Source organism: Gloeocapsopsis sp. IPPAS B-1203, assembly GCF_002749975.1.
In the GTDB taxonomy this organism is placed as follows: domain Bacteria; phylum Cyanobacteriota; class Cyanobacteriia; order Cyanobacteriales; family Chroococcidiopsidaceae; genus Gloeocapsopsis.
On record NZ_PEIG01000001.1, the window covers coordinates 381,169 to 404,489 of the forward strand.

A 23,321-nucleotide genomic window follows, 5' to 3' on the forward strand; every position below is an offset into this window, starting at 1 on the left:
CGTATCATGCCATCATAATTATCTTTTCTCTTCTACGCCTCTATTCACGCTCCCGCTGGATCGACATATCCTTGCAAGTTTTCCGGTTCAAACTGACGCAGAACGCGAGTTGCTTGACGAGTTAAACTTTCTGAACCGCGAACAATAACCAAATACTTACCCGCATCGAGACGATTGCGATAAGGCAAAGCATCGCCACTACCAAAAGCTATTCCCGCCGCACCACCAACAAAAAAGCTTCCCATAAAACCAGCAGCAGCGCCTAACAAGCCGCCAATTAACTGATTGCCAATCTCTCCCGCCCAAGGGAAAGTATTTAAACCTGTGAGCAAATTAAATGCAATTCCGGCAATAAAGCCAAACGGCACAAGCCATAACATCATTATTTTCGACTGCTTTTTAGCCTGTTCTTTAGGATCGATTAACCCAAATTCATCTGCACTTTTATATCCTTTACCCAAAATACTAACTTTATCCGTTGGAATTCCTTCTTTTTCGAGCGCCAAGTAAGCAGCTTCGGCTTGGATGCGATCTGGTAATACAGCAATCAGGTAGTTCATTTTAACAAGTTATATTAACTGACAGTTATGCTTCAGTAGATATTTTGCGCTCATGCTGACTTACATACAGCAAGTAATATGCAAAGGATCTCAATTTTTAATGTACCAGTGGCAAGCACGCTGCTGGTTCTGTCGTAATTATGATTTGCTCAAAACTATAGTGTTTTATCGGTATATTAATAAGGGTATAGCCCAAATGCAGAAATTATTTTGTCAAATGTTCTGGGGTGGACGCCTTTACAGTTAAAATAACCTACGGCAGAAGCAACTGCGCTGTGGCACAGAAGTTTACTTTGCATGCCTACGATTGCGATCGCTGACGCAATAGTTGCTCAAGAGCGTTTTGCTGTTATCATTAAAAGCCCGTTTTTCCCACCTAGTCTTGCTTGCTAATTGTTGCTTATTATGGCTAAAGTTCTCGTCTCCGATCCAATAGACCAAGCAGGAATTGATATCCTGTCTCAAGTTGCTACCGTTGATATAAAAACTGGACTATCGTCAGAAGAACTGGCGCAGATTATACCAGAATATGACGCATTAATGATTCGCTCTGGTAGTCGCGTCACCCAAGAAATTATTGAAGCGGGAACGCAGTTGAAAATTATTGGTAGAGCAGGCGTCGGAGTAGATAACGTAGATGTTAACGCCGCTACCCGCAAAGGAATAGTTGTCGTCAACTCTCCAGAAGGAAACACAATTGCAGCCGCAGAACACGCGCTAGCGATGATGCTAGCTTTATCGCGCTATATTCCTGATGCAAATGCTTCAGTCAAAAGTGGTAATTGGGATCGCAAAAGTTTTATTGGGGCAGAAGTTTATAAAAAAACCCTTGGTGTTGTTGGTTTGGGTAAAATTGGCTCCCACGTCGCCACAGCAGCTAAAGCTATGGGGATGAAACTGTTGGCGTACGATCCGTTTATTTCCACAGAAAGAGCCGATCAGTTAGGCTGTCGCTTAGTTGAAATGGATGTACTGCTGCAGGAATCTGATTACATCACCTTGCACATACCCAAAACACCAGAAACAACCCACTTAATCAACGCAGAAGCGATCGCCAAAATGAAACCCAATGCCCGCATCATTAACTGTTCGCGTGGGGGCATCATTGACGAAACGGCACTATACAACGCACTTAAAGAAGGTAGAATTGCCGGTGCAGCCCTTGATGTTTATGAAACAGAACCTTTGGGAGATTCACCCTTAAAGTCACTCGAAAAACAAGTAATTCTCACTCCCCACCTAGGCGCATCTACTACAGAAGCACAAGTCAATGTCGCAATTGATGTCGCTGAACAAATTCGCGATGTTTTGCTCGGATTACCTGCGCGATCGGCAGTGAATATTCCTGGGCTTGGTCCTGATGTTTTAGAAGAACTACGCCCATATATGCAACTTGCAGAAACTCTAGGTAACTTGGTAGGACAGCTAGCTGGAGGAAGAGTAGAACAACTCGTTGTCAAATTGCAAGGAGAACTTGCAACAAACAAAAGCCAGCCTATTGTAGTCGCAGCACTCAAAGGTCTACTTTCGCAGGCGTTACGAGAACGAGTAAATTATGTTAATGCTTCCATTGAAGCAAAAGAACGTGGAATTCGGGTAATTGAAACGCGGGATGCAGCAGTTAGAGATTATGCAGGTTCGCTGCACTTAGAAGCCAAAGGTTCTTTAGGCGAGCATTCTGTGACAGGTGCTTTGCTGGGTGACAGTGAAATTCGCATTACAGACATTGATGAATTTCCTGTCAATGTTCCTCCCAGTCAAAATATGCTGTTTACGCTGCACCGCGATATGCCAGGAATTATTGGTAAAATCGGCTCGCTACTGGGTAGTTTTAATGTCAATATTGCCAGTATGCAGGTAGGACGCAAAATTGTGCGTGGCGATGCTGTGATGGTTTTGAGTCTTGACGATCCTCTACCTGATGGCATTTTAGATGAGATTACCAAAGTGTCTGGCATTCGAGATGCTTACACGGTGACATTGTAGGGGCGAGGGGTGAGGAGCGAGGGGCGAGTGGGAGTGTGGGAGTGTGGGCGAGTGGGAGTGTGGAAGAGATTTGATTACTTTACTATTGTTCTCTCTTACCCACCTACCCGCTACCCGCCTACCCAACTACCCAACGACCCTTCTTCTGCTATAACTTATGACAAATACTTGGTGTGAATTACAGATTGTTTGCGACTCTGTGCTAGAAGAAACTGTTTTTTGGCAATTAGATCAATTTGGGTTGCGAGGAATGGCAAGCGAGAAAAAAGGAGATTTTCGCCTGATTCGAGCGTATTTACCGTCCCAGGAAGTGCAAGCAGTTGATTTAGAAGCATTATTGCAAAAATTAAGTGAAAATGCCACATCGATGGATCTAGCCGTACCAGAAATGTACCAGCGATCGCTTGATGAAGAAGACTGGGCAAATAGTTGGAAACAATATTGGCATCCGCAGGAAATTGGCGATCGCTTCTTAATTAACCCCGCATGGCTACCAACGCCTGATACTGAGCGCATTATCCTACGACTCGATCCTGGTGTTGCTTTTGGCACGGGCAATCATCAGACAACACAATTGTGTCTCGAAGCATTAGAAGCTCATGTTAGCTGTGAAACCGTTATTGCAGATATTGGCTGTGGTTCTGGGATTTTGTCAATTGCCGCAATACTTCTAGGCGCAAGTAAAGTTTATGCAGTTGATGTCGATCCTCTGGCTGTGCAATCTACTGTAAACAATAGCGAACTCAATTCAATTAAACCAGAGTGCTTAATTGTTGAGCAAGGAAGTGTCGAGCAGCTTGTATCCTTAGTATCAGCACCAGTAGACGGCATTGTCTGTAACATTTTGGCAGAAGTTATTATCAAGTTAATTCCTCAATGGAATGCGATCGCCCATGCATCAACTTGGGGCATCTTGAGCGGAATTCTTGTCAGCCAAGCCCAGGCAGTTAATAATACTTTAAATCAACATGGCTGGCGTGTTACAAGCCAATTGCAAAAACAAGACTGGTGCTGCCTTAATATTTGCCGTACTTGAAGTTATAAACTTACTACAGCAAAGTTTGTAGCTTTTGGATCAAAGCATCTGCTGGCATGACACCTTCAATGCGTTCTACAGGTTGACCGTGTTTAAACAGCACTAATGTCGGTAATGCTTGAACTTGATGCTGACTAGCAATTTCAGGATATTTTTCTGTATCAATTTTAACAACTCGCAATTGTTGCTGGAACTGCGCATTGACTCGCTCTAAAATCGCCGCCATCATTTGACAAGGACCACACCAGTCTGCATAAAAATCAACTAGTACCGGAACATTCGATTGAGCCAATAATTCTTCAAAGTTTTTGAACTGTTGCTTAGTTGCCATAGAACAGTGGTTATTTTTTAGAATTGCATCTCTATCCTAATTTTTTCCGACAGCGATCGCACCTATTTCTAGAGATCAGAGATCAGGGAGTTATGAGTTCTCAGTTTTGAGTGTTGAGTTTAAGAAAGTGTAATTCAAAACTCTTGAGGATTCAAAACTCACCCCTCATCCCTCACTCCTCACTCCTCTCCTATAGGTTCAGGACACAAATCGACTTACAATGCTTGAGCAAGATAGTTGTAGAGGTGTATTTATGGAAGCATTACCAGATTTGCAAAAATTACGTGACAAAGTAGCAATTGTGACAGGTGCTTCGCGGGGAATTGGCAAAGCGATCGCTCTTAGTTTAGCTAGTGAAGGTGCAAATGTTGTTGTTAACTACGCAAGTTCTAGCACTGCAGCCGAACAAGTCGTTGCAGAGATCGCCGCAGGAGGAGGAAGTGCCATCGCGCTGCAAGCTGACGTATCCAAAGCCGATCAAGTCGAGGCGCTGATTAACGCTGTCATGGAAAAATGGAACCGTATTGATGTACTTATTAATAATGCAGGAATTACTCGCGATACGCTGTTATTACGGATGAAGCCAGAAGAATGGCAAGCAGTTATTGACCTTAACCTCACAGGTGTATTCCTGTGTACTCGTGCCGTCAGTAAAATTATGCTCAAACAGCGCAGTGGAAGGATTATTAGTATTACCTCTGTTGCAGGACAAATGGGAAATCCAGGACAAGCAAACTACAGTGCTGCTAAAGCTGGAGTGATTGGATTTACTAAAACTGTTGCCAAAGAATTTGCCCCACGGGGAATCACAGTGAATGCTGTTGCGCCTGGATTTATTGCTACTGATATGACAGGTAATCTCAGTAATACGGAAGAGATTCTTAAGTTTATTCCCCTAGGTCGCTACGGTCAACCTGAAGAAGTCGCTGGTATGGTGCGCTTTCTTGCTAGCGATCCTGCTGCTGCTTACATTACAGGACAAGTGTTTAATGTCGATGGTGGTATGGTAATGGCGTAACTAAAGCATTGAGCTGCACAGGAGTGGCAATTTCTGCAGCTAAATAGGGCGATGATTGAAAACCTAAACAGCTGATTCAACAAATTGCTTGCCACACTCCTTACAGAGATAGCACTGCTTTCCCCTTCTATACCCGTTTTTCGATAACTGCTGCGATCGACAATGGGGACACTTCATTACTTTCATTACATATTCTAACCGATTGTCACCAATGTGCGGTTCTAGATAGGAAACAAATAACTCCTCAATTTGCTGCACTAACTGTTGACGATGCTGTTCGTCTGGGTTGCGAAGTGCGGCTAAGATAACGGCATTACTACTGTGAACGCAAACTTCTGCTAGTAGATGACATTGCGTTTCATTCAATGCTAGGTTTCGTTGCTTAAAGAGACTGGCAGCAAAATCAATAGCTTCCTGAGTCATACTTTCATCAATCAACTGAAAAATCTCGCGGGAGCTAAAAAACTGTACGAATACTACCCGCGATACAGGCTGCTCAAACAGTTCGACGACAGCACTTACCAGCGCGTGAATCATTTGGCGTAATGGTAAGTGAATGATTTGCTGCGTGTTAGCTTGTGCCCACATCGCTTTGACTCGCTCGATATGCCGTAACTCCATTGCTTTAAAGATGGCAGCTTTATCGGGAAAAAACTGATAAATAGAGCCGATCGCTGTTTCTGCTTTTGCCGCAATTAGATGAGTTGTTGCTGCGGCGTAGCCTACTTCATCGAATACTGCTGCTGCTGCATCCAAGATTTTTTCAACACGTTCCTTACCACGTTGTTGTTTAGGTTGACGGCGCAAACTTCTTGACGAATGCGAAGATTTTGTCATATTCTAAAAACACGACGAATTCCTCACAATTTTATATCAAGCGGAGAACATCATGCTGTCAATGCTTCGTGGCGCACCTTGGTTGTTGGCGCATAAGTCGATGCTATCAATGCAACCTTGCAAAATTTCTTTATATGGTGTTGATTATGTGATGTGGAAAGATGCTGCAGGAAATGTCTATGCCCTACCTAATGCTTGTCCTCACATGGGAGCAATGCTATCAGAAGGATGGTGCGAAGCACAAAATGATGGTACAAGTGTTGTCACGTGTCCATTTCATGCTTTGAAGTTTGATGCAGAAGGCTGTACAGTTTTGCCTGGATCGAATAAAAAAACGTTACCTCAACTCAATCCTTTGCCTTTAATAATTCAGGGCGACTTTATTTGGTCTTACGGCGGACACGAACCAAAAATTCCTATTCCTACTGTGCTGAATGAGATTGCCAAGACCTATTACTTTGTTGGACATACAGCAGATACGAGTGTTGCAACAGATTTGTTAACAATGCTGCTGATTATGCACGACTACAATCATCAAAATGGCACACACCACGATTTGTTCCGAATTACCGAAGTTGAATTTCATCAATTTATTGATAACGGGCATCATTCCCATGCCTTTTACGATATGCCCACAGCACCTTATAGCTTGACAGCAAAGCTCAAGAAGCCAGATTTATTTCTACTGCCCAGCACGATTAAAGCACACCTAGAAAATCATTTTCCATCTCTCGTTATTTTTCACGGAGAAATGCCACTGGGTAAAGCTGCACAGTGTCACATTTTTGTACCAGAAGCCGAGAATCGGACGCGAACTTACATTTTGCTCTTTGGGCAAGCGAAACACCCTGCTTTCAAGCTATTTGGCAATACATATCTCGAGTTTGGTAATGTCGTTGTCAAGCAAGATGCTGATATTTTGGCAAAAATTTATGCAGATGCGCCACAGAAAATTAAACTCAATAATGAAGTAGGTATGGACTGGGTACGGCGTAACTTTAAAAGCTTTCCTCATATTACAGAGCCTAATTTTTCAAACTTCAGTTACCAGTAGAGTTGCTGTATGACAAACATACTATTACCAGTTAAAGTGTACGAAGGTACACTTTGTCTGAGTAGTTCTGACTTCAGTCAGAGAGTTTATTTAGTGAATTAAGCTTCAACAGTTGAGTCTAAATATGGGATAAACCAAGCTCTTTCTTCCGAAGAAAGCCGTCGCGGACGCATAGTTTGCCTATCAATAAATAATCCTTTTTGAACGCCCTCAGCCGCAAGTATTTGTTGACTATTATAGAAACGAAATTGCATAGTAGCAGAAGCGTTACGCAACTCAGACAGCCAGAGATCTATTTGAACGCGATCGCCTAAATACAAGGGTGATTTATAAATAATGTTCGTTTGAATTAAAACTGGTGCAAATCCTTGCTTGAAAATTTCATGAGTTGGCATTCCCACCGCTTCAAGCAGCTTAGTCCGTCCTATTTCCATCCAGTGAATATACACAGCATTGTTGACGTGTCCAATGAAGTCAATTTGGTAAGAGTAAATATCTAAATCAAAGGAAATTTTTTGCATTCGATCTACTCTCAGTCAACAAAAATGAAGTGTTTCATGTTGAGAATAATAACTAATTCACTGTTGAAATACTTTATGTTCCTCTAAATGGGCTTGAATGTCTTGACGCGATCGCCACACTGGACGTAATTGCTTTTGTGCAAATAACGATAACTGATCTCCGTTATGCTGCGAATGAGGTTGCGTTGAATTACCGTAACTGTTGAGTGTCATTGCCCGAATGGGATTGGAAAATTCAATCGCTGCAACATACGAATCGCCACCAATTGATGTATAACTACCGTCTCTTTGAGGTGCAAACCAAACTGTGCGAAACACCCCTAAGTTATCAAAAGCGCCATTACCAGGCAATTTTTGGTTGCCATACTGTAACTGAAAAACATCTCCCCAGCGGACATTCAATGTACCATACGCTTGTTTCACTTTACCAGCAGCCGTTTCTAAAGCTTTAACCGCACTTTGAGGATTTGCTAGTCCATTCGGTGTAGTTCGTGGAGAACAGAACAGCCAAGGAGTTGCAAACACTTCAGGAAATTTGACTTCATTTGTCCATGCTGTAAATAACACCGCACCTCTACTATTAGCTTCGGTTTGACGATCCCAAGATTCCAGAACATCCGCCGCCTGACGCACTAATTCATTACCATATTCACGTGCTACCAAAATGAGATTGTCTAAAATGCGATCGCTCAATTCCATACGTGTTGAGTGCTTGTATTGCATCATCTCCTCAAACGAGATTTGCCGATCTTCATCTAGCATACGTGCAGATCGCTGTGCTCGAAAATGCATAAATTGTGGAGCCATATATGCGGGAAACTTTGCTGGATCTAGCACCTGGGGAAATGTCGTTGTCCACGGTGGATCGTTAGCATTCTGTAACCAGCCACTTGCCGGATCGACTACCCGTGGTAAATCTTGGTAAGCATGATATTTTGTCCACAACGTTTTTGAAGTCTCACCAGGAATCACACCTGACCAATATTGATAGTCTCCTGCTTGTCTAATAGGAACTTGCCCGTTAAACAAATGCATAATGTGACCTTTACGGTCAGCATACATCACAGTAAACATGGGTAACTGCAAGCGTTGTAACGCGGCTTCAAACTGAGTCAAGTTTTTAGCCCGTGCCATATTCCACCATTGTTCTAATACCCCTGGTTGATCCAACCCGACAACTCGCAATGCTAACGCCTTGCCATCTTGTTGTGATATGACAGGTCCATGAACTGAACGGCTGACTAAAAGAGGTTGCGATCGCACGCTTCCATCTTGCTGCTTCACCCGTAGCGTTAAATTTTCTGTCTCAAACGCCCGTACCTTGCCATCAAAAAGATACCCATCATCTTGCAGCTGTAATTCATAAGCATCCCAACCATCGTGAGTATTGACGGTATACGTCCACCCCAAATTATTATTGAATGCGATCGCTAGCCCAGGAAACCCGACAAGTGTCGCTCCATAAATATCAACACCAGGAGCTTGCAACTGTGCTTCGTACCACAAAAACCGATCCGACCATAACAAATGCGGATTTGCGAGTAACATTGCATGACCATTTGCTGAACGTGAAGGTGCGATCGCCCAAGCATTAGATCCTGCAGAGTATTTTTCCTCTACCCCTGCAACTTGCGCCGGATTGACAACGAACGTAAAATACAGCACCCGCTGCAAATGCGCTAACGCATCTTCCGGATTAACTGGTAACACGACCTCAACTTTATCATCAATCAAGTCACCATGTTCTTGCACATACTGATTAATTCCCGCCGCAAATGCTTCAAGATAACTTTGAAAAGCCGGACTTTGCAGTTGATACCAACGACGCGCCCTGTTGGGTACACCCATCGTCAATACCCAGCGATCCGAATCTAAATAACTCTCTCCCCAATACTCCGCCGCACGTCCCCGCGCTTGTCCATAAAGCCGCAGCAATAAATCCCCATGACTTTGCATTTGCGCCCAACCAAAAGCCTGAAACGCACCACGCGCATCCTTAGCAAACACATGAGGAACACCATAAGTATCCCAAAGAATCTCCGTTGCTGTTGGCAAAATTGCCCTACCATACCCCCCAACCAGCAACACAACAATCAACCCTAAAACCACCAATCCAAATCGCCAAAACCTCCTTTGCATCTTTTCTCTGCGCCCTCTGTACACGCCATCACGGGAGTTGCTACAACGGGGGAGACCCCCGCAACGCACTCCCTCCTCAACGGAGGAAACCTCCGCACCTTTTATGTGGCTCCTCTGTGGTTCGTCTAAGCGATCGCACTTCTCACCTTCCGACTCAAAGGAATACACATCGGCGTTCCCGCAACCGGATCAGCAATAATCCGAGAATCCAAACCAAACACCTCACGCACCACCTCCTCTGTCATCACCTCTTGAGGAGTGCCATGCGCATAAATCCCCCCCTGCTTCAGCGCTACTAAATAATCTACATACCGACAAGCTTGATTCAGATCGTGCAACACCATCACCAAAGTTCTACCTTGCAGGTGATTCAACTCCTGCAATAAATCCAACACTTCAATTTGATGCGCCAAGTCCAAAAAAGTTGTCGGTTCATCTAATAGTAAAATTTCCGTATCCTGTGCCAACGCCATAGCAATCCAAGCACGTTGTCGTTGTCCACCAGATAGTGTATCAAGTTCGCGTTCGGCAAACTCTGTCATTGCTGTCGTTGCTAATGCTAACTCTACCAACCGCTCATCTTCTGGCGACCATTGCTGCAACCAACTTTGATATGGATATCGTCCGCAAGCGACTAAATCCTTTACTGTTAAACCTTCTGGCGCAACAGGTGATTGTGAAAGGATACCTAATTGCTTTGCAACTTGTTTAGTCGATAACTTAAAGACATCTTTGGCATCAAGGTAAACAGCCCCCGATCGCGGTTTGAGTAATCTTGCTAACCCTCGCAACAGAGTTGATTTACCACAGCCATTAGCACCCACTAAAGCGGTCATTTTCCCTTTGGGAATTGCCAAATCTAAGTTTTTGATGATTGCTGCTTTATCATAAGCAAGCGTGAGACGCTGAGTTGATAGTCGGTTTGGTGAGGAAGCTTTCAAAGTCATCTTTTGCAATTGAACACCAATAAAGCGTTGTCGGAGTACAAATCACTAATCTTGCGGTTAATTCTTCACAATGTCACTACACATTCAACTTCCAAGAAATCCTGAGAAATCAATGCAAAAACGACACAGAGTTTATGTTTGATTCTCCGTGTCGCTATTGTGTGCGAGGAGTAACACTAAAGATTACTTTATACTTATTGCGAGTGATTATCAAGTTTTTGAGGAGCGATCGCGTTCTACGATTAGCAACTCTATTAAATTCTCAAATCTTCAGTACGATCAGTAACACCTTCAGGCAAAATATCAAGAATGCTGTGAGCTAAAGAGCGTTAGTTCTATGTCCTTTGCAAAAAAATCTCTCCAGCCACCGTGGTTTTGGCTAGGAATATTAGCAGTATTTCTGGTCTCTCTAGGTCTGCGGTTTTGGCAACTGAGTCGGTTTAACACCTTAGTATTTGATGAAGTTTACTACGCTATTTTTGCCAATAACTACCTAACTCGTACTCAATTTTTTGACGGACACCCACCTTTAAGCAAATATATTATTGCTGTAGGAATGTGGATTGGCAGTCATCTTCCCGTTGGACAGGACACTGTAAATAGCCTCACGGGTTCTTTACGCTCTACGTGGAGTTATCGCTGGCTGAATGCGCTCACTGGGTCTTTTATTCCCTTAGTCATTGCCGGAATTGCTTACCAAATCAGTTATAGCCGTACCTATGCATTGATAGCAGCATTATTTACAGCGGCTGATGGCTTATTTTTAGTTGAGTCGCGCTATGCACTAAACAACGTTTACTTAGTGATTTTTGGACTATTAGGACACTTATGCTTTTTATTGGCATTAGAGCATAAGAAACGACGCCATGTATGGCTAACACTCGCTGGAATTGCTTTTGGGGCAACTATATCAGTAAAGTGGAATGGCTTATGGTTTTTATTGGGAGCTTATACTGTATGGATAGCTGGGTGGCTGAGTTGGCTATTTCCCAAACGCTACAGTAATTATCAAAGTCACTTTATTCGAGTTTCTTCGTCTTTAGTCAATCTTAGGCAAATCAAGCTTTGGCACGTTGTCTTTTATTTAGGCATTGTTCCAGTTGCTTTTTACAGTATTCAGTGGATTCCGCACCTACAATTGAATCCATCTCCTAACTTCTGGGAAGTACAGCAGAAAATTCTGTCTTACCATCAAAATATTGGTAGCGGCAGTGATGTCCATCCTTACTGTTCTTCTTGGCTCAGTTGGCTGTTCATGGTTAGACCTGTAGCTTATTTTTACCACATAGCTCAGTCTACAACAGCACCAATATCAATTGTGGGACCACCACTTCCCGCTAGCTATGCTCGCGTGATTTATGATGTTCATGCCATCGGAAATCCTATCTTATGGTGGCTGTCAACGGTAGGAATTGTCACTCTGCTGTGGAGACTAGTAAGACGCTTTGTTGTCAATTGGATTCAGACTAAGCGATTATCAGAACGCACATCACCTACAGATACTTGGATTGCGCTGTACTTAGTCATAAACTGGTTAGCCAATCTATTACCCTGGGTAAGAGTAACGCGCTGTACATTTATTTATCACTACATGGGCGCTTCAGTGTTTGCGGGACTGGCGATCGCCTGGCTAGTTGCTCGCTGGATACAAAGTTACTCTTTATTATTGCGGGCAGTTGCCATGACAATTATTTTCCTCATCTTGGCAGCCTTTGTCTTTTGGATGCCAATTTATCTTGGTTTACCATTAACTCCAGAAAGTTATCGATTACGAATGTTATCGCCCACATGGATTTAGGTAATGGGTAATGGGTAATGGGTAATGGGTAATTAGCCAAAGTGCCACTCATCACTCCTCATCTTTGACAAACATTGCCCGATACACAGGTTTTCCTTGCGATAGGGTTGACTTTTCTCTTTCCGTGTGTATTGGCAAAGGATTTTCGGCTAACCACTGCGTTCCTTGGCGATGGAAAGCGGGATGTGCACTAAAGCGATCGCACATCTCCTCAGCAACTGCTTCAATATCCGATTGCAAGAAAACAATACCGCCAGATGCTAGATGCTTTGCCAATTCTTCTACTAATTCTGGTTGCACAACTCGCCGTTTGGCGTGGCGATGTTTAAACCAAGGATCGGGAAATTGAATTGTAACTCGCTGTAATGTATTGGCAGGCAAATTACTCAAAAGCGGCGCGAGAGAATTATTTGCATTACAAAACAAATAATGTAAATTTGGTATTGCTAACTTATCGCGCAAATAATTTGCTTCTTGAACAAGCGGTTCGCGAATTTCTAATCCTAAGAAATTCCAGTTTTGCTGATTTATTGCCATCTCAAGCAAAAATTTTCCCTTACCACAGCCAATATCTAAGTGTAGGGGCTGAGTCAAATTAACATAGACTTTCTCCCAATCTAAAGCATGAACTGGCGTTTGATACTTCTGCGATAATGGATTGACGTGTTGTCGAACTCGGAGTGCCAATGTTTACCCTCCTGATTGCGTTTTGGATGGATGAAAGCCTCTGTCAGTCAGTTTACCGAATGATTTACTTTGTCGTGACTTACGAATAACGGATAACTTTGTTATGCGGGGCTAAAAACCGTTTTACAATTAGCTAATTGCTAATCGCTAATCGCTCAGTACTCTCTCTAGTCATGACTTTAAATTTTCGCTTTGCTGTAGTTAGCGACTTACACATTGCTCTTCCTCACACCGTCTGGAGTCATCCTAGTCGATTTCACATGGTGGAAGTCAGTATTCCCGCTTTAGAAATTGTCTTTGAGCATTTAAAACAACAGCAACTTGATTTTCTGTTACTTCCTGGCGATTTAACTCAAGATGGAGAACCAGATAATCATGCTTGGCTACAACAGCGATTAGCTCAGTTACCTTTTCCAGTGTATGCGATTCCTGGCAACCATGATTTTGAGACGAAAATTCCAGGTAAACAAGCGATCGCAGCCACTGATTTCCCTCGATATTACCGTAAGTTCGGTTATGAAACTACACAAGAGCTTTACTATACTCAGCAAGTACTACCTGGGTTAAGACTTATTGGCTTAAACTCCAATTACTTTAATGCGCAAGGAAAACTTGTCGGGCGATTGGATAGCAACCAACTCAAGTGGTTACATCAGGTACTTGAGCAAGCAGCAGAAGATGTTGTGTTGGTTATGGTGCATCATAACGTGATTGAACATATACCGCATCAATCACGCCATCAACTCGGTCAGCGATATATGTTAGAAAACGCGCCAGAGTTATTACAACTCCTCAAAATTTTGGCGTACAGTTGGTTTTTACAGGACATTTACACGTTCAAGATGTCGCGCAGTGGCAGAATATATACGAAATTACAACAGGTTCGCTTGTCAGTTATCCTCACCCTTACCGGATCATTCAGTTTCACCAAGATGACTCAGGACAAAATTGGTTAAAAATTGAGTCGCATCGCGTAGAAGCTGTTCCTGATGTCCCACAACTGCAACAAATGTCACGTCAGTGGATCGGCGATCGCAGTTTTCCTTTTATGCTCCATCTATTGACTCAACCACCTTTGAACTTACCGCAAACAGAAGCAGAAAAACTTGCTCCTCATTTACGCTATTTTTGGGCAGATATTGCGGCTGGAGATGCTTTATTTGAATTTCCTGATTTTCCCTTGTCTGCACAACGTTATTTTGCCAAATTTGGGGCGATCGCATCTAATGGCAAACTACTATTAATTGATAACAACACAACCCTAAGACTGTGAAGCTATGGCAAGATAGAATGCTAGTGGTTAGTGGCTAGTGACTAGTCACCTCGATGATTTGGTCATTAACCAAACTTTCTATTACGGTTGGCGACAAATCGCAAACACTGATGTGTAGCCATGCAGAAAGGTACTACCACCCACAGGACCAATTTCTCCATTACAGAAAAAACCTCCCATTGATACATTTGGCATATAGCTGCTAAATAGCTGAGAATCAAAGTTAGGTTTCCCGTAGAGCATTTCTCCTCGTCCCAAACAAGAAAACATTAACGCCCCAGCAGGTGATAAATCAGGATGAGTTTGTATGTATCGTTGTAGCAACCATTCCAAATCATCAGCAGAAGTTTCAGCATCGCGCAAGTGAAACTGAATTCGTTGTCCAGGGCGAACTAAATCAGCTACAGCGATCGCCCCAACTTTAGGATCGACTCCTAATAAATTCCGAATCAAAAAGTCTCCTTGTTCTAAACTCTGCTTAAACTCGTCGCGCACAACTCCAATAAATAAGGAGTGTTCTGCTAATTGCCGATCTGAATCATTTAAGCTAGAAATTAAATCGCGTAACACTTCTAACGGTGGTTGTTCTTCTAAAGCAAGTAAAATATTACGTTCAGAGGCGCTAACGCGGTAAGGTTCGCCAATAGGTCGGCATCCTTGTGCCACAATTGTATCCAAAATAATATTGCCACTTAAGGCAACGCCCACTGTTCCTGAACGATATAAAGTTTCGTTGCACAACAAGCCAATTCGCCCAGGAACTTGACTACCACTTGCTAATCCGCCTACTGTAATTGAACCAGGATAGGCATAATCTATCCCTTGCAATAAATCGCTAACTCCTGAAGCAAAAGGATCAGATAGTAAAATAAACTGAGGTTGTTCAGCTGGTGAGACACCAAATAAATCGACCCATGCTGTAGGAGGACTATCAGGATCGGGAAATTGCTCAGCGACAACGTGAAAAGGTTTGATTGCAACGCCTGGTAAGTGTGCCAAAGTCAGGCTTAGTGCTGGTATACCCTCAAATTCCTGCACAGATCCTTGCTGGTTCATCCCAATAATACCACCGCCACCACAACCAATCAGAACTTCAACGTCGGGTAGCTTTTCTTGTAATAAAGGAAGCAGGCGGGGATACTCACTAGTAAAGGCAGCAGAAATAAAAATTAATCCAAGATCTGCTGGTAACTGTAACAGTGTAGAAGCTTTTTCTACAACTTCTGCAACAGCGGCTTCTAATGAAGCACGAGTTGATACGGCGTTTGCCCACTGCATGAAGTCTGCCATAAGTTATACCATCACTCCTCTTCTAGGCTGAGGTCTTTTCTATTTTCGGTGTTAATAGGGAATAAAAGCATCTAACTGAAGTTAATTTAGCTAACGATTGGTCTAGAAGTGACTAGTGGAAGAGTGATTAGTTTTGAGTTTTGAAGTTTGAGTTTTGAGTTAAAAGAATTGTCATAACTCACAACTCCCCATCCTCCAGCCCTAAACAACGCCTATCTATCTAAAATAGTCTGTGACGATTTGTAAGATTCTTTCAGCTGCATGACCGTCACCGAAAGGGTTGATTGCGGTTGCCATCGTTTGATAAGCTTCTGCGTTATTTAATAATACGCTGGCTGCAGTAAATATTTGTTCTGGGTCAGTTCCGACTAGTTTAGCAGTACCTGCCGCGATCGCTTCTGGTCTTTCGGTTGTTTCGCGCAATACTAATACTGGTTTTCCTAAAGAAGGTGCTTCTTCTTGTAATCCACCTGAATCAGTCAGTAGTAAGTGCGATCGCCCAATTGCACCAACCAATTCTGCATAATCCAATGGTTCTGTTAAAAATATGCGAGAGTGGTGACTCAACGCCGCTTGCAACGGTTCTCTCACAATTGGATTGCGATGCAGGGGTAAAAGCAAAGCTGTATCTGGACACTGATCTAAGATTTGTAAAAATCCTTCAGCAATCTGGAGGAGGGGTTCTCCCCAATTTTCGCGTCGATGCACTGTTGCCAACAAAACACGGTATTTTTCCCAGTCTAAACCAGGGACATCACATGCAGGTTGACGCTGAGCAACTGATAGCAAAGCATCGATCACAGTATTACCTGTTTGATGAATTTTTCCTAATACTCCTGAACGTTGCAAATTTTGCACAGCAAGCGTTGTAGGGGCAAAATGCAATTGTGTCAGCTGTGATATTAAACGACGATTTGCTTCTTCTGGATAAGGGTTTAAGACATCATCTGTCCGCAATCCTGCTTCTACATGACCTACAGGAATTTTTTGATAAAACGCTGCTAATGCAGCAGCAAAAGCAGTCGTCGTATCTCCTTGAACTAAAACTAACTGAGGTTGGAGTTGCTTGAACAAGCTTTCTAATCCCTGTAAGCTGCGACATGTAATATCCGTGAGAGTTTGCTTTGGCTGCATAATTTCTAAATTTTGGTTCGCTTCCAAGTCAAATAACTGCATGACTTGTGCCACCATCTCAATATGTTGACCTGTTAAAATTACCTGCGTGTCAAAGAGGGGCGATCGCCTAAAGACTTGAATCACCGGAGCCATTTTAATTGCTTCCGGTCGCGTACCTAAAATAATGCAGACTTGCTTTGCCATGTGCTCAGGACTTATGACTGAAGTTAGAGAAAAACTTTCTCCTGATATATGTTCTCTTATCTTCTGTATCCTGACACGATTTTGGATGAGGTTGGGTAATATAGCAAGGTTCAGAGATCAGTGTTAGAAGGTTAGAAGTTAGCACTTAGCAATGACTCTAAGTTCTTGTATAGTTAATCAGAAAGCTATTACAATTCTTGGCATGAAAAAACCCGGCTTTTACCGGGCAGATCCACTGTCATTGCGGATAGTGACTATAAAACTACTTTGCAAATATCCGCTATCCCAGCGCTCCTTATTGCTTCAGTTCGCAAGTTAATGGACAAGCCGCGTAGACCGAAGTATGTAGGGTGTCTGCCTCGCCGTGTAGCCAGTTTAGCCAGCTAACTTCTTTTGGATGAATGCCTTTGAGTGTCAGTATGCCAGCACCAACCACTACTGCTAATACATTGATGGTAATGATGCTACCAACGACTAATAAAACTGCACTAACTGGTATCACTGATTGCAGCACAATTGATAGTAGCGAACCAAATGTTGCCATCAAAACAACAAGGGGAAACCCTACGACTAATAAGCAAACTGCCAGTGTAAAAGTCCAGATTAAAAAGCTTTTGAGCATAAAGAAATAATAAGTCTTTTTTAGACTGGAGCTTTGAGCTAGAGCCATGATTTCTCCTCCACAGAGAATAAAAAAAGTGAATTAAGTAAAATTCTTGTTAACTAGTTTTATCTAGCTTATCTATTGAAATTTAGTATATAGAAACCAATGGTTAAAATGATCTTTTAGTTATTAAACTTTACAGTTGAGCAAATGTATTTATGAATACTCAATTAAAGTTGTTGCATTTTGGATATTTATCATTAGTAATTACATTGGCATCTATCAATAGGTATAAAAGCTACAAGACCTTCTCTTTCGCGATCCCAAGCTATATTACTTCATGTATGCCTGCCGAGGTTGCGCTATTCTCACAATAATTTCTTGAGAGCTACAATCAAGGCTTAACATTTCTTATAAATAAATACATTTTCTCTCATAATTCTTTTGGTTCAGATTTGAGTAAATTCGTTCTGAAAAACAGTGCTTTGCTGAGGGTATTGATGCCTCCGCTGTAATAGGGATTCATTAATTCTTTATTTATAAAAATGTCATTGCGATCTCAACTCAATAAAAAATTAACAAGTAGCACTAGAACAAATGTATAGGAGTACAAATACTTAGTATTAGAAAGCTTAAAAATATCATGCTTTCATTTTTTAGAGATTCTGTAACAAATCCATTACAAAATCAGATTGATAAATAGGTGCTTTATCAAGACAAGCAACAATGCAATCGTGATGTCAAAACAATACACCTGATACAAAGCGTGGCAGTGAGGGAAAACTATAAACGAATGTCATTGCAGCCATTTGGTACAACAGGCTTGCAATGTCTCATTTGATTATTTAATCAGGTAGCCACAAGTATTAATACATGACAGAATCACAGCGCCCACCAATTCCTGCTCCAGCGATTCCTCGCGTACCACCGATGCCATTACCAAAGTCTAGAGTAGTAAATCATCCACCTACAGACATAACTGAGCTACAACCACAAACTGTTTTACAACTGAATACTCATATTCCTCACAAGTCTCAGCCAAGTACTGCGGCAACAAGTGCAACCCCAACATTAGAGCAACTAGTGCGAGAAGCTCACGAAAAAGGTATTTCAGACTTACACTTGGGTGTTGGCGAAGTTCCTCGTTTCCGCGAACGTGGAGAAATTATTGTGACCGATCATCCAAACATAGATGAAGCTACGTTTGCTAGCTGGCTTCAAGAAATTCTTACCGAACAACAAATTGCACAATTTCACGAATATTTAGAATACGACGGTGCTACACAGTATGAAGGAGTAGTACGAGTACGAATTAACGTATTTATCTCGCTCAACGGTCCAGCAATGGTGCTGCGATTAATTCCCTTAAAAATTCTGACGTTAGAGCAACTGAGTTTACCACCCATTTTTCGAGATTTGTGTCACTATCACAAGGGATTAATTTTAGTTACAGGACCAACGGGTTCGGGTAAGTCTACTACGCTCGCAGCAATGGTTGATTATATCAATCAAGAATTGCCTAAGCATATTATCTCAATTGAAGATCCTGTAGAATTTGTGCATCAAAGTAGAAAATCGCTAATCAAGCAACGGGAAGTAGGCATTCACACGTTGAAATTTGACAACGCCTTGAAAGCATCATTGCGGGAAGATCCAGATATCATTCTCATTGGGGAGATGCGCGATCGCGAAACTGTTAATACTGCTTTAAAAGCTGCCCAAACTGGACACCTTGTCTTTGGAACTTTGCACACAAATAGTGCAGTAAAAACAATTGAAAGAATTCTTAATCTTTACAACCCTGACGAGCAAGCTCCGATGCGAATTCAGGTTGCAGAATCTTTGGTTGCAGTTATTGCCCAAAGCCTCGTGAGGACAACTGACAACAAACGAGCGGCGATTCACGAAATTCTGATTAATACAGATGCTATTAAAGATTATATTATGCGCAACGAGGTTGAAGAAATCGAGGCAATCATTCCACGCTGTAACTTTGAGGGCATGTGCACCATGAATCAATCAATTTATAAACTATACGAAGAAGGAAGATTAACAGAAGAAACTGCTTTAGAGGCGTCACCCAAGCCAAACGAAATGGCGATGATTTTACGCGGTAGAGTATAAGAGGGGAGAGGAGTGAGTGATGAGTGACTAGTGACTAGTGGGAGAGTAGGAGTGTGGGAGTGTGGGAGAGATTTAATTATTATTGTTCTTTACTACCCGCCTACCCAACTACTCAACTCCCTCCTACCCTCTGACCCCTGACTCCTAACTACAAACAATTGAATCAAGCTCAGTCACAAGATATAGATACGTTTAAAGGTATTGCACTGTTTACCCCAGGGGGCGATTTAATTTACTGCATTGACCCCAAAAAACAAGGACGCTGGCATTCACATCTGTGTGCAGGTTTACAAGAAATACTCAACCTTCCTGAACTACCTCATTTCTTAGTGCCTTGCTATACTGCAACAATTGATCGTTGGTTAGATCCACAGACACAACAGGTACAGACTTACGCAGAAGCACATCCTCCTGTGCTACGGTACCAACCTCTGTTAAATGCTGTTTTTCGCACTCATGTAGTTTGGCAAGCTGCTCCTGTCACAGAAGGTTTGTGCGATCCAATATTGCTAGCTACGTATCGCCCCTCATTTCCGCAATTGTGGGAAGAACACGAGCTTGTTGTGCACTTTGAGCGATCGCTTGCGAGTTCCCGTTTTATTGAGCCAGTGTCATCTCAGCCATCAATAAAGTATAATTCGCAACCACTAGACTGTACCCTGTACTTGTTTGTTGCAGGACATAATCCAGCAACAGAGAGGATCTTACAAACTTTACGCCAAGTTCTTGAGCAATTTAACTATCCATACACACTAAAAGTCATTGATGTGCTTAAGTATCCAGAGCAAGCCGAAATTTATCAAGTGACAGCAACACCAACACTTGTCAAAGTCTCTCCAAAGCCAACACGGCGCTTGGTTGGTAATTTAGATAATGCCGAAAAACTGTTACAGATGTTAACTTTCCCTGAGATTTGAAGTAAAGAAAAGTGGCTAGTAGCTAGCCACCAATCACTTTGTCACCCTAGGCATTAGTTGTTGCAGGATCAGCCTCTAAAGGCTCAGGCGTAGAGGTTTGTAAAGATGCTTCATCGAGTTTTGTCCATTCAGTATGGAAGGCACCTTCTTTATCAACTCGGGCGTAAGTATGTGCCCCAAAGTAGTCACGCTGGGCTTGAGTAAGATTTTGTGGCAAGCGATCGCGGCGGTAGCTGTCGAAATAATCCAGTGAAGCACTAAATGCGGGTACTGGAACGCCGAGTTTAGCAGCAGATGCAACTACTTCCCGCCAAGCGTCTTGCCGATCCAAAATTGTTTGCTTGAATTCTGGTGCCAGTAGTAAGTTCAGCAAATTAGGATCTTCTTGGTAAGCGTGTTGAATCTTACCTAAGAACCCTGCTCGAATAATACAACCACCTTTCCAAATCCGAGCCATTTCGCTCAAGTTCAGATTATAAGAATACACTTTTGATGCAGCAGCTAACTGTGCCATTCCTTGGGCGTATGAGCAAATTTTTGAGCAATACAGCGCATCGCGAATCATGTTGATAAAAGCTTCAGCATCGCCTTCATACTTACCTGTGGGACCTGTAAGCGCTTGCGAAGCAGCAACACGTTCTTCTTTAAATGAAGACATAACACGTGCATTGACTGCTGCGGTGATTGTTGGAATAGCAATTCCTAATTCCAAAGCACTTTGTACTGTCCAACGTCCAGTTCCTTTCTGTCCAGCAGCGTCGAGAATTAAATCAACTAATGGCTGCTTTGTGGTTGGATCGATGTACCTAAAAATGTCTGCTGTAATTTCAATGAGAAACGAATTGAGTTCTTCAGTAGTATTCCACTCTGCAAAAATCTCGTGCAAGCGATTGTGATCGAGATTCAATGTACTTCTGAGTAAATCGTAGGCTTCTGCAATCAGCTGCATATCACCGTACTCAATACCATTGTGTACCATTTTGACGTAGTGTCCAGCACCACCAGGACCAACATAAGTGACACAAGGTCCATCTTCTACTTGGGCAGCAATTTTTGTCAAAATTGGCTCTAAGTATTCGTAAGAGCTTTTTGTCCCTCCTGGCATTAAACTTGGACCATTGAGCGCTCCTTCTTCACCACCACTGACTCCCATACCAATAAATCTGAAGCCAGCAGGTTCTAAATTGCGCGTGCGTCGAGCCGTGTCGTCATACAAGGAGTTTCCGCCATCAATAATGATGTCTCCTTCATCTAACAAGGGTTTAAGCTGGTCAATTACAGCATCAACAGGTGCTCCAGCTTTTACCATGATTAAAATTTTTCGGGGTCGCTCTAGCAAGCCAACGAATTCTTCAAGCGAGTAAGCAGCTTTAACATTCTTACCTTGTGCTCGCGTGTGCATGAAGGCATCTGTCTTTTCTGGGGTACGATTGTAGACGGCGATCGGAAAACCATTACGCTCGACGTTAAGAGCTAGGTTTTCGCCCATAACGGCTAAGCCAATTACACCAAAGCTTTGCTGTGTCATAAGTTTGCTTTACTAACTCCGCTATTGAGATGATTGATTCCCCTTCAGGGTAGCTTGAACTATTGGAATTCTTCTGTAAAAAAGAGATTAAAAGTGTTAAATAAGTTGGGTAAAAGTACATTTAAAATACAGATTCTCTGACTAAATAGATCAAAAGATAGATTTCTCTCATTAGCTTTCAGTCTAAATACAAGCTAGATGGTACATTGAGGATGCATAATCAGTGTGCAAAAAAAGCAAAAACATTGTCCCAGCCAACTTGATTTCTCCTGCCAATTAAGTAGATTCCAAGACTAGTCCAGTCAATTAACTAAGATTTGTATCCAATTGAACAATAAAAGCGCAAAATTAAAATATGTAGTCTGATGACACAGTAAGGAGTAACCCACAAATGCTGGCATACATCCTGGCGTTGGCGGTAGGTTTTTTTAGCCTCGCTATCTACATGACAGCTTTCTTTTTTCCTGAGGTACACCGCAAAGGTGACTTTATTTGGAGCGGGGTAGGACTATTCTACGCCTTAGTCTTATGGGTGTGTTCTGGACGCATCACAGGGGGTGTACTACTCGGTCAAGTAGCTAGCGTTGCTTTATTAGGTTGGTCAGTCACCCAAACGCTGTTGCTACGACGACAACTCACTCCACACCTTCTGCAAACCGCAGCACCCAGCGCGGAAGAAGTAAAAAACACAGTACAAGAAAAAGTTTCTAAATCCTCTTTCTTTTCTAAACTTTCGCAATTGACTAAGCGCGGTAGCAATAGTGCGGCTACTGCAAAAGAGCGGTTGCAACAATTGAGTGAAAAAACACAAGTTCCAGAAACAGGTTCCTCAGGGACAACTGCTACAAGTACTGTACCCGCGACTACCATCGATGACTCAATTCAAGTTATTGACAATCGTACGTTTACACCAGAGCAATTAGAAGGTGCTGCAACACTGCAAGAAACTTCTGCAGAGTCAGTAACTGAGAGTATTTCTGATGCAGTTTCGCCATCTACCGCAGCAGATGAAGTCGTCCAAGCAGCTAGAGAATCGACAGCAGATGCTCAGCCTAATGAGTTTGCTGAGTCAGATCTGTCTGAGGAAACAGCAACAGAAGCAACATCTGAATTGCCTGAGGTGATACGTCCTAATCCGCCCGACCCTGAATTAGTCGAAGCTGCACTTGAAGATGCTGAGGAAAAACATCAAGAAGCTGCACCACCGGAACCCCAAGCACCAGAAAAGCAAGATTCGTAATTACATAGTAAGCCTACTCAAGAAAACGCTTTTAGGTAATGGGTTGACGAGCGATCGCAAAAGGTGAGAGTTGCGATAAAATTATTGCAATTAAGTTTCAACAATTGGATG

18 protein-coding genes and 3 pseudogenes are annotated in these 23,321 nt (G+C 42.6%); 9 read left to right on the forward strand and 12 right to left on the reverse strand.

What is annotated here, in order from left to right; genetic code table 11:
- Positions 1-44: 44 nt before the first annotated feature.
- Positions 45-560, reverse strand: coding sequence for a hypothetical protein (locus CSQ79_RS01735; protein WP_099699471.1), 516 nt, complete (start codon positions 558-560; stop codon positions 45-47).
- A 405-nt stretch (positions 561-965) separates the two neighbouring features.
- Here CSQ79_RS01735 and serA point away from each other — a divergent pair, with 405 nt between their 5' ends.
- Both serA and prmA read left to right on the forward strand, forming a co-directional pair.
- A complete protein-coding gene (gene serA / locus CSQ79_RS01740; protein WP_099699472.1) occupies positions 966-2,546 on the forward strand; it encodes a phosphoglycerate dehydrogenase in 1,581 nt (526 codons plus the stop codon).
- A gap of 157 nt (positions 2,547-2,703) precedes the next feature.
- Positions 2,704-3,582, forward strand: a complete 879-nt coding sequence (prmA, locus tag CSQ79_RS01745) for a 50S ribosomal protein L11 methyltransferase (RefSeq protein WP_099699473.1) — start codon at positions 2,704-2,706, stop codon at positions 3,580-3,582.
- Positions 3,583-3,595: 13 nt separating this feature from the next.
- Here prmA and trxA read toward each other — a convergent pair whose 3' ends face one another.
- A complete protein-coding gene (trxA, locus tag CSQ79_RS01750) occupies positions 3,596-3,913 on the reverse strand; it encodes a thioredoxin (RefSeq protein ID WP_099699474.1) in 318 nt (105 codons plus the stop codon).
- A 253-nt stretch (positions 3,914-4,166) separates the two neighbouring features.
- Here trxA and fabG point away from each other — a divergent pair, with 253 nt between their 5' ends.
- A complete protein-coding gene (gene fabG, locus CSQ79_RS01755) occupies positions 4,167-4,931 on the forward strand; it encodes a 3-oxoacyl-[acyl-carrier-protein] reductase (RefSeq protein ID WP_099699771.1) in 765 nt (254 codons plus the stop codon).
- Positions 4,932-5,003: 72 nt separating this feature from the next.
- Here the strand turns inward: fabG and CSQ79_RS27260 are convergent.
- Both CSQ79_RS27260 and CSQ79_RS01760 read right to left on the reverse strand, forming a co-directional pair.
- Positions 5,004-5,108 (reverse strand): annotated as a pseudogene (locus CSQ79_RS27260) (IS1/IS1595 family N-terminal zinc-binding domain-containing protein); the annotation flags it as partial.
- 57 nt (positions 5,109-5,165) lie between these two features.
- Positions 5,166-5,768, reverse strand: a pseudogene (locus CSQ79_RS01760) (TetR/AcrR family transcriptional regulator); the annotation flags it as partial.
- Between the two features lie 52 nt (positions 5,769-5,820).
- Between CSQ79_RS01760 and CSQ79_RS01765 the strand changes: the two are divergent.
- Positions 5,821-6,822 (forward strand): Rieske 2Fe-2S domain-containing protein, encoded by a 1,002-nt coding sequence (locus CSQ79_RS01765; RefSeq protein WP_099699476.1) that lies wholly within the window; start codon positions 5,821-5,823, stop codon positions 6,820-6,822.
- Positions 6,823-6,920: 98 nt separating this feature from the next.
- Here CSQ79_RS01765 and CSQ79_RS01770 read toward each other — a convergent pair whose 3' ends face one another.
- The 3 genes from CSQ79_RS01770 to CSQ79_RS01780 form a co-directional block, all read right to left on the reverse strand.
- Positions 6,921-7,343, reverse strand: a complete 423-nt coding sequence (locus tag CSQ79_RS01770; protein WP_099699477.1) for an acyl-CoA thioesterase — start codon at positions 7,341-7,343, stop codon at positions 6,921-6,923.
- A 57-nt stretch (positions 7,344-7,400) separates the two neighbouring features.
- Positions 7,401-9,482, reverse strand: coding sequence for an acylase (locus CSQ79_RS01775; protein WP_099699478.1), 2,082 nt, complete (start codon positions 9,480-9,482; stop codon positions 7,401-7,403).
- Between the two features lie 125 nt (positions 9,483-9,607).
- Positions 9,608-10,429 carry an ABC transporter ATP-binding protein gene (locus CSQ79_RS01780; RefSeq protein WP_099699479.1) on the reverse strand — a complete coding sequence of 274 codons (822 nt, stop codon included), beginning with the start codon at positions 10,427-10,429 and terminating at the stop codon, positions 9,608-9,610.
- A 337-nt stretch (positions 10,430-10,766) separates the two neighbouring features.
- Here CSQ79_RS01780 and CSQ79_RS01785 point away from each other — a divergent pair, with 337 nt between their 5' ends.
- Positions 10,767-12,227 carry a dolichyl-phosphate-mannose--protein mannosyltransferase gene (locus CSQ79_RS01785; RefSeq protein ID WP_099699480.1) on the forward strand — a complete coding sequence of 487 codons (1,461 nt, stop codon included), beginning with the start codon at positions 10,767-10,769 and terminating at the stop codon, positions 12,225-12,227.
- A gap of 51 nt (positions 12,228-12,278) precedes the next feature.
- Here CSQ79_RS01785 and trmB read toward each other — a convergent pair whose 3' ends face one another.
- A complete protein-coding gene (gene trmB / locus CSQ79_RS01790) occupies positions 12,279-12,914 on the reverse strand; it encodes a tRNA (guanosine(46)-N7)-methyltransferase TrmB (protein WP_099699481.1) in 636 nt (211 codons plus the stop codon).
- Positions 12,915-13,087: 173 nt separating this feature from the next.
- On the opposite strand from trmB, the pseudogene CSQ79_RS01795 reads away from it, so the two are divergent.
- Positions 13,088-14,187 (forward strand): annotated as a pseudogene (locus tag CSQ79_RS01795) (metallophosphoesterase family protein).
- Positions 14,188-14,268: 81 nt separating this feature from the next.
- Here the strand turns inward: CSQ79_RS01795 and CSQ79_RS01800 are convergent.
- From CSQ79_RS01800 to CSQ79_RS01810, 3 genes are all read right to left on the reverse strand, one after another.
- Positions 14,269-15,477 (reverse strand): FIST signal transduction protein, encoded by a 1,209-nt coding sequence (locus CSQ79_RS01800; RefSeq protein ID WP_099699482.1) that lies wholly within the window; start codon positions 15,475-15,477, stop codon positions 14,269-14,271.
- A gap of 216 nt (positions 15,478-15,693) precedes the next feature.
- On the reverse strand, positions 15,694-16,797 hold the full coding sequence (gene wecB, locus CSQ79_RS01805; RefSeq protein ID WP_099699483.1) for a non-hydrolyzing UDP-N-acetylglucosamine 2-epimerase: 1,104 nt from the start codon (positions 16,795-16,797) through the stop codon (positions 15,694-15,696).
- A 295-nt stretch (positions 16,798-17,092) separates the two neighbouring features.
- Positions 17,093-17,467: a hypothetical protein gene (locus tag CSQ79_RS01810; protein ID WP_099699484.1), complete on the reverse strand. Its 375-nt coding sequence runs from the start codon at positions 17,465-17,467 to the stop codon at positions 17,093-17,095.
- Between the two features lie 807 nt (positions 17,468-18,274).
- Here CSQ79_RS01810 and CSQ79_RS01815 point away from each other — a divergent pair.
- Positions 18,275-19,525 carry a type IV pilus twitching motility protein PilT gene (locus tag CSQ79_RS01815; RefSeq protein WP_099699485.1) on the forward strand — a complete coding sequence of 417 codons (1,251 nt, stop codon included), beginning with the start codon at positions 18,275-18,277 and terminating at the stop codon, positions 19,523-19,525.
- 158 nt (positions 19,526-19,683) lie between these two features.
- On the forward strand, positions 19,684-20,442 hold the full coding sequence (locus CSQ79_RS01820) for a circadian clock KaiB family protein (RefSeq protein ID WP_099699486.1): 759 nt from the start codon (positions 19,684-19,686) through the stop codon (positions 20,440-20,442).
- 46 nt (positions 20,443-20,488) lie between these two features.
- On the opposite strand, the gene gnd is transcribed toward CSQ79_RS01820, so the two are convergent.
- Positions 20,489-21,970, reverse strand: a complete 1,482-nt coding sequence (gene gnd / locus CSQ79_RS01825; protein ID WP_099699487.1) for an NADP-dependent phosphogluconate dehydrogenase — start codon at positions 21,968-21,970, stop codon at positions 20,489-20,491.
- 391 nt (positions 21,971-22,361) lie between these two features.
- Here gnd and CSQ79_RS01830 point away from each other — a divergent pair, with 391 nt between their 5' ends.
- Entirely contained in the window at positions 22,362-23,210 is an 849-nt protein-coding gene (locus CSQ79_RS01830) for a Ycf66 family protein (protein WP_099699488.1), read from the forward strand.
- The last annotated feature ends 111 nt before the right edge of the window (positions 23,211-23,321 follow it).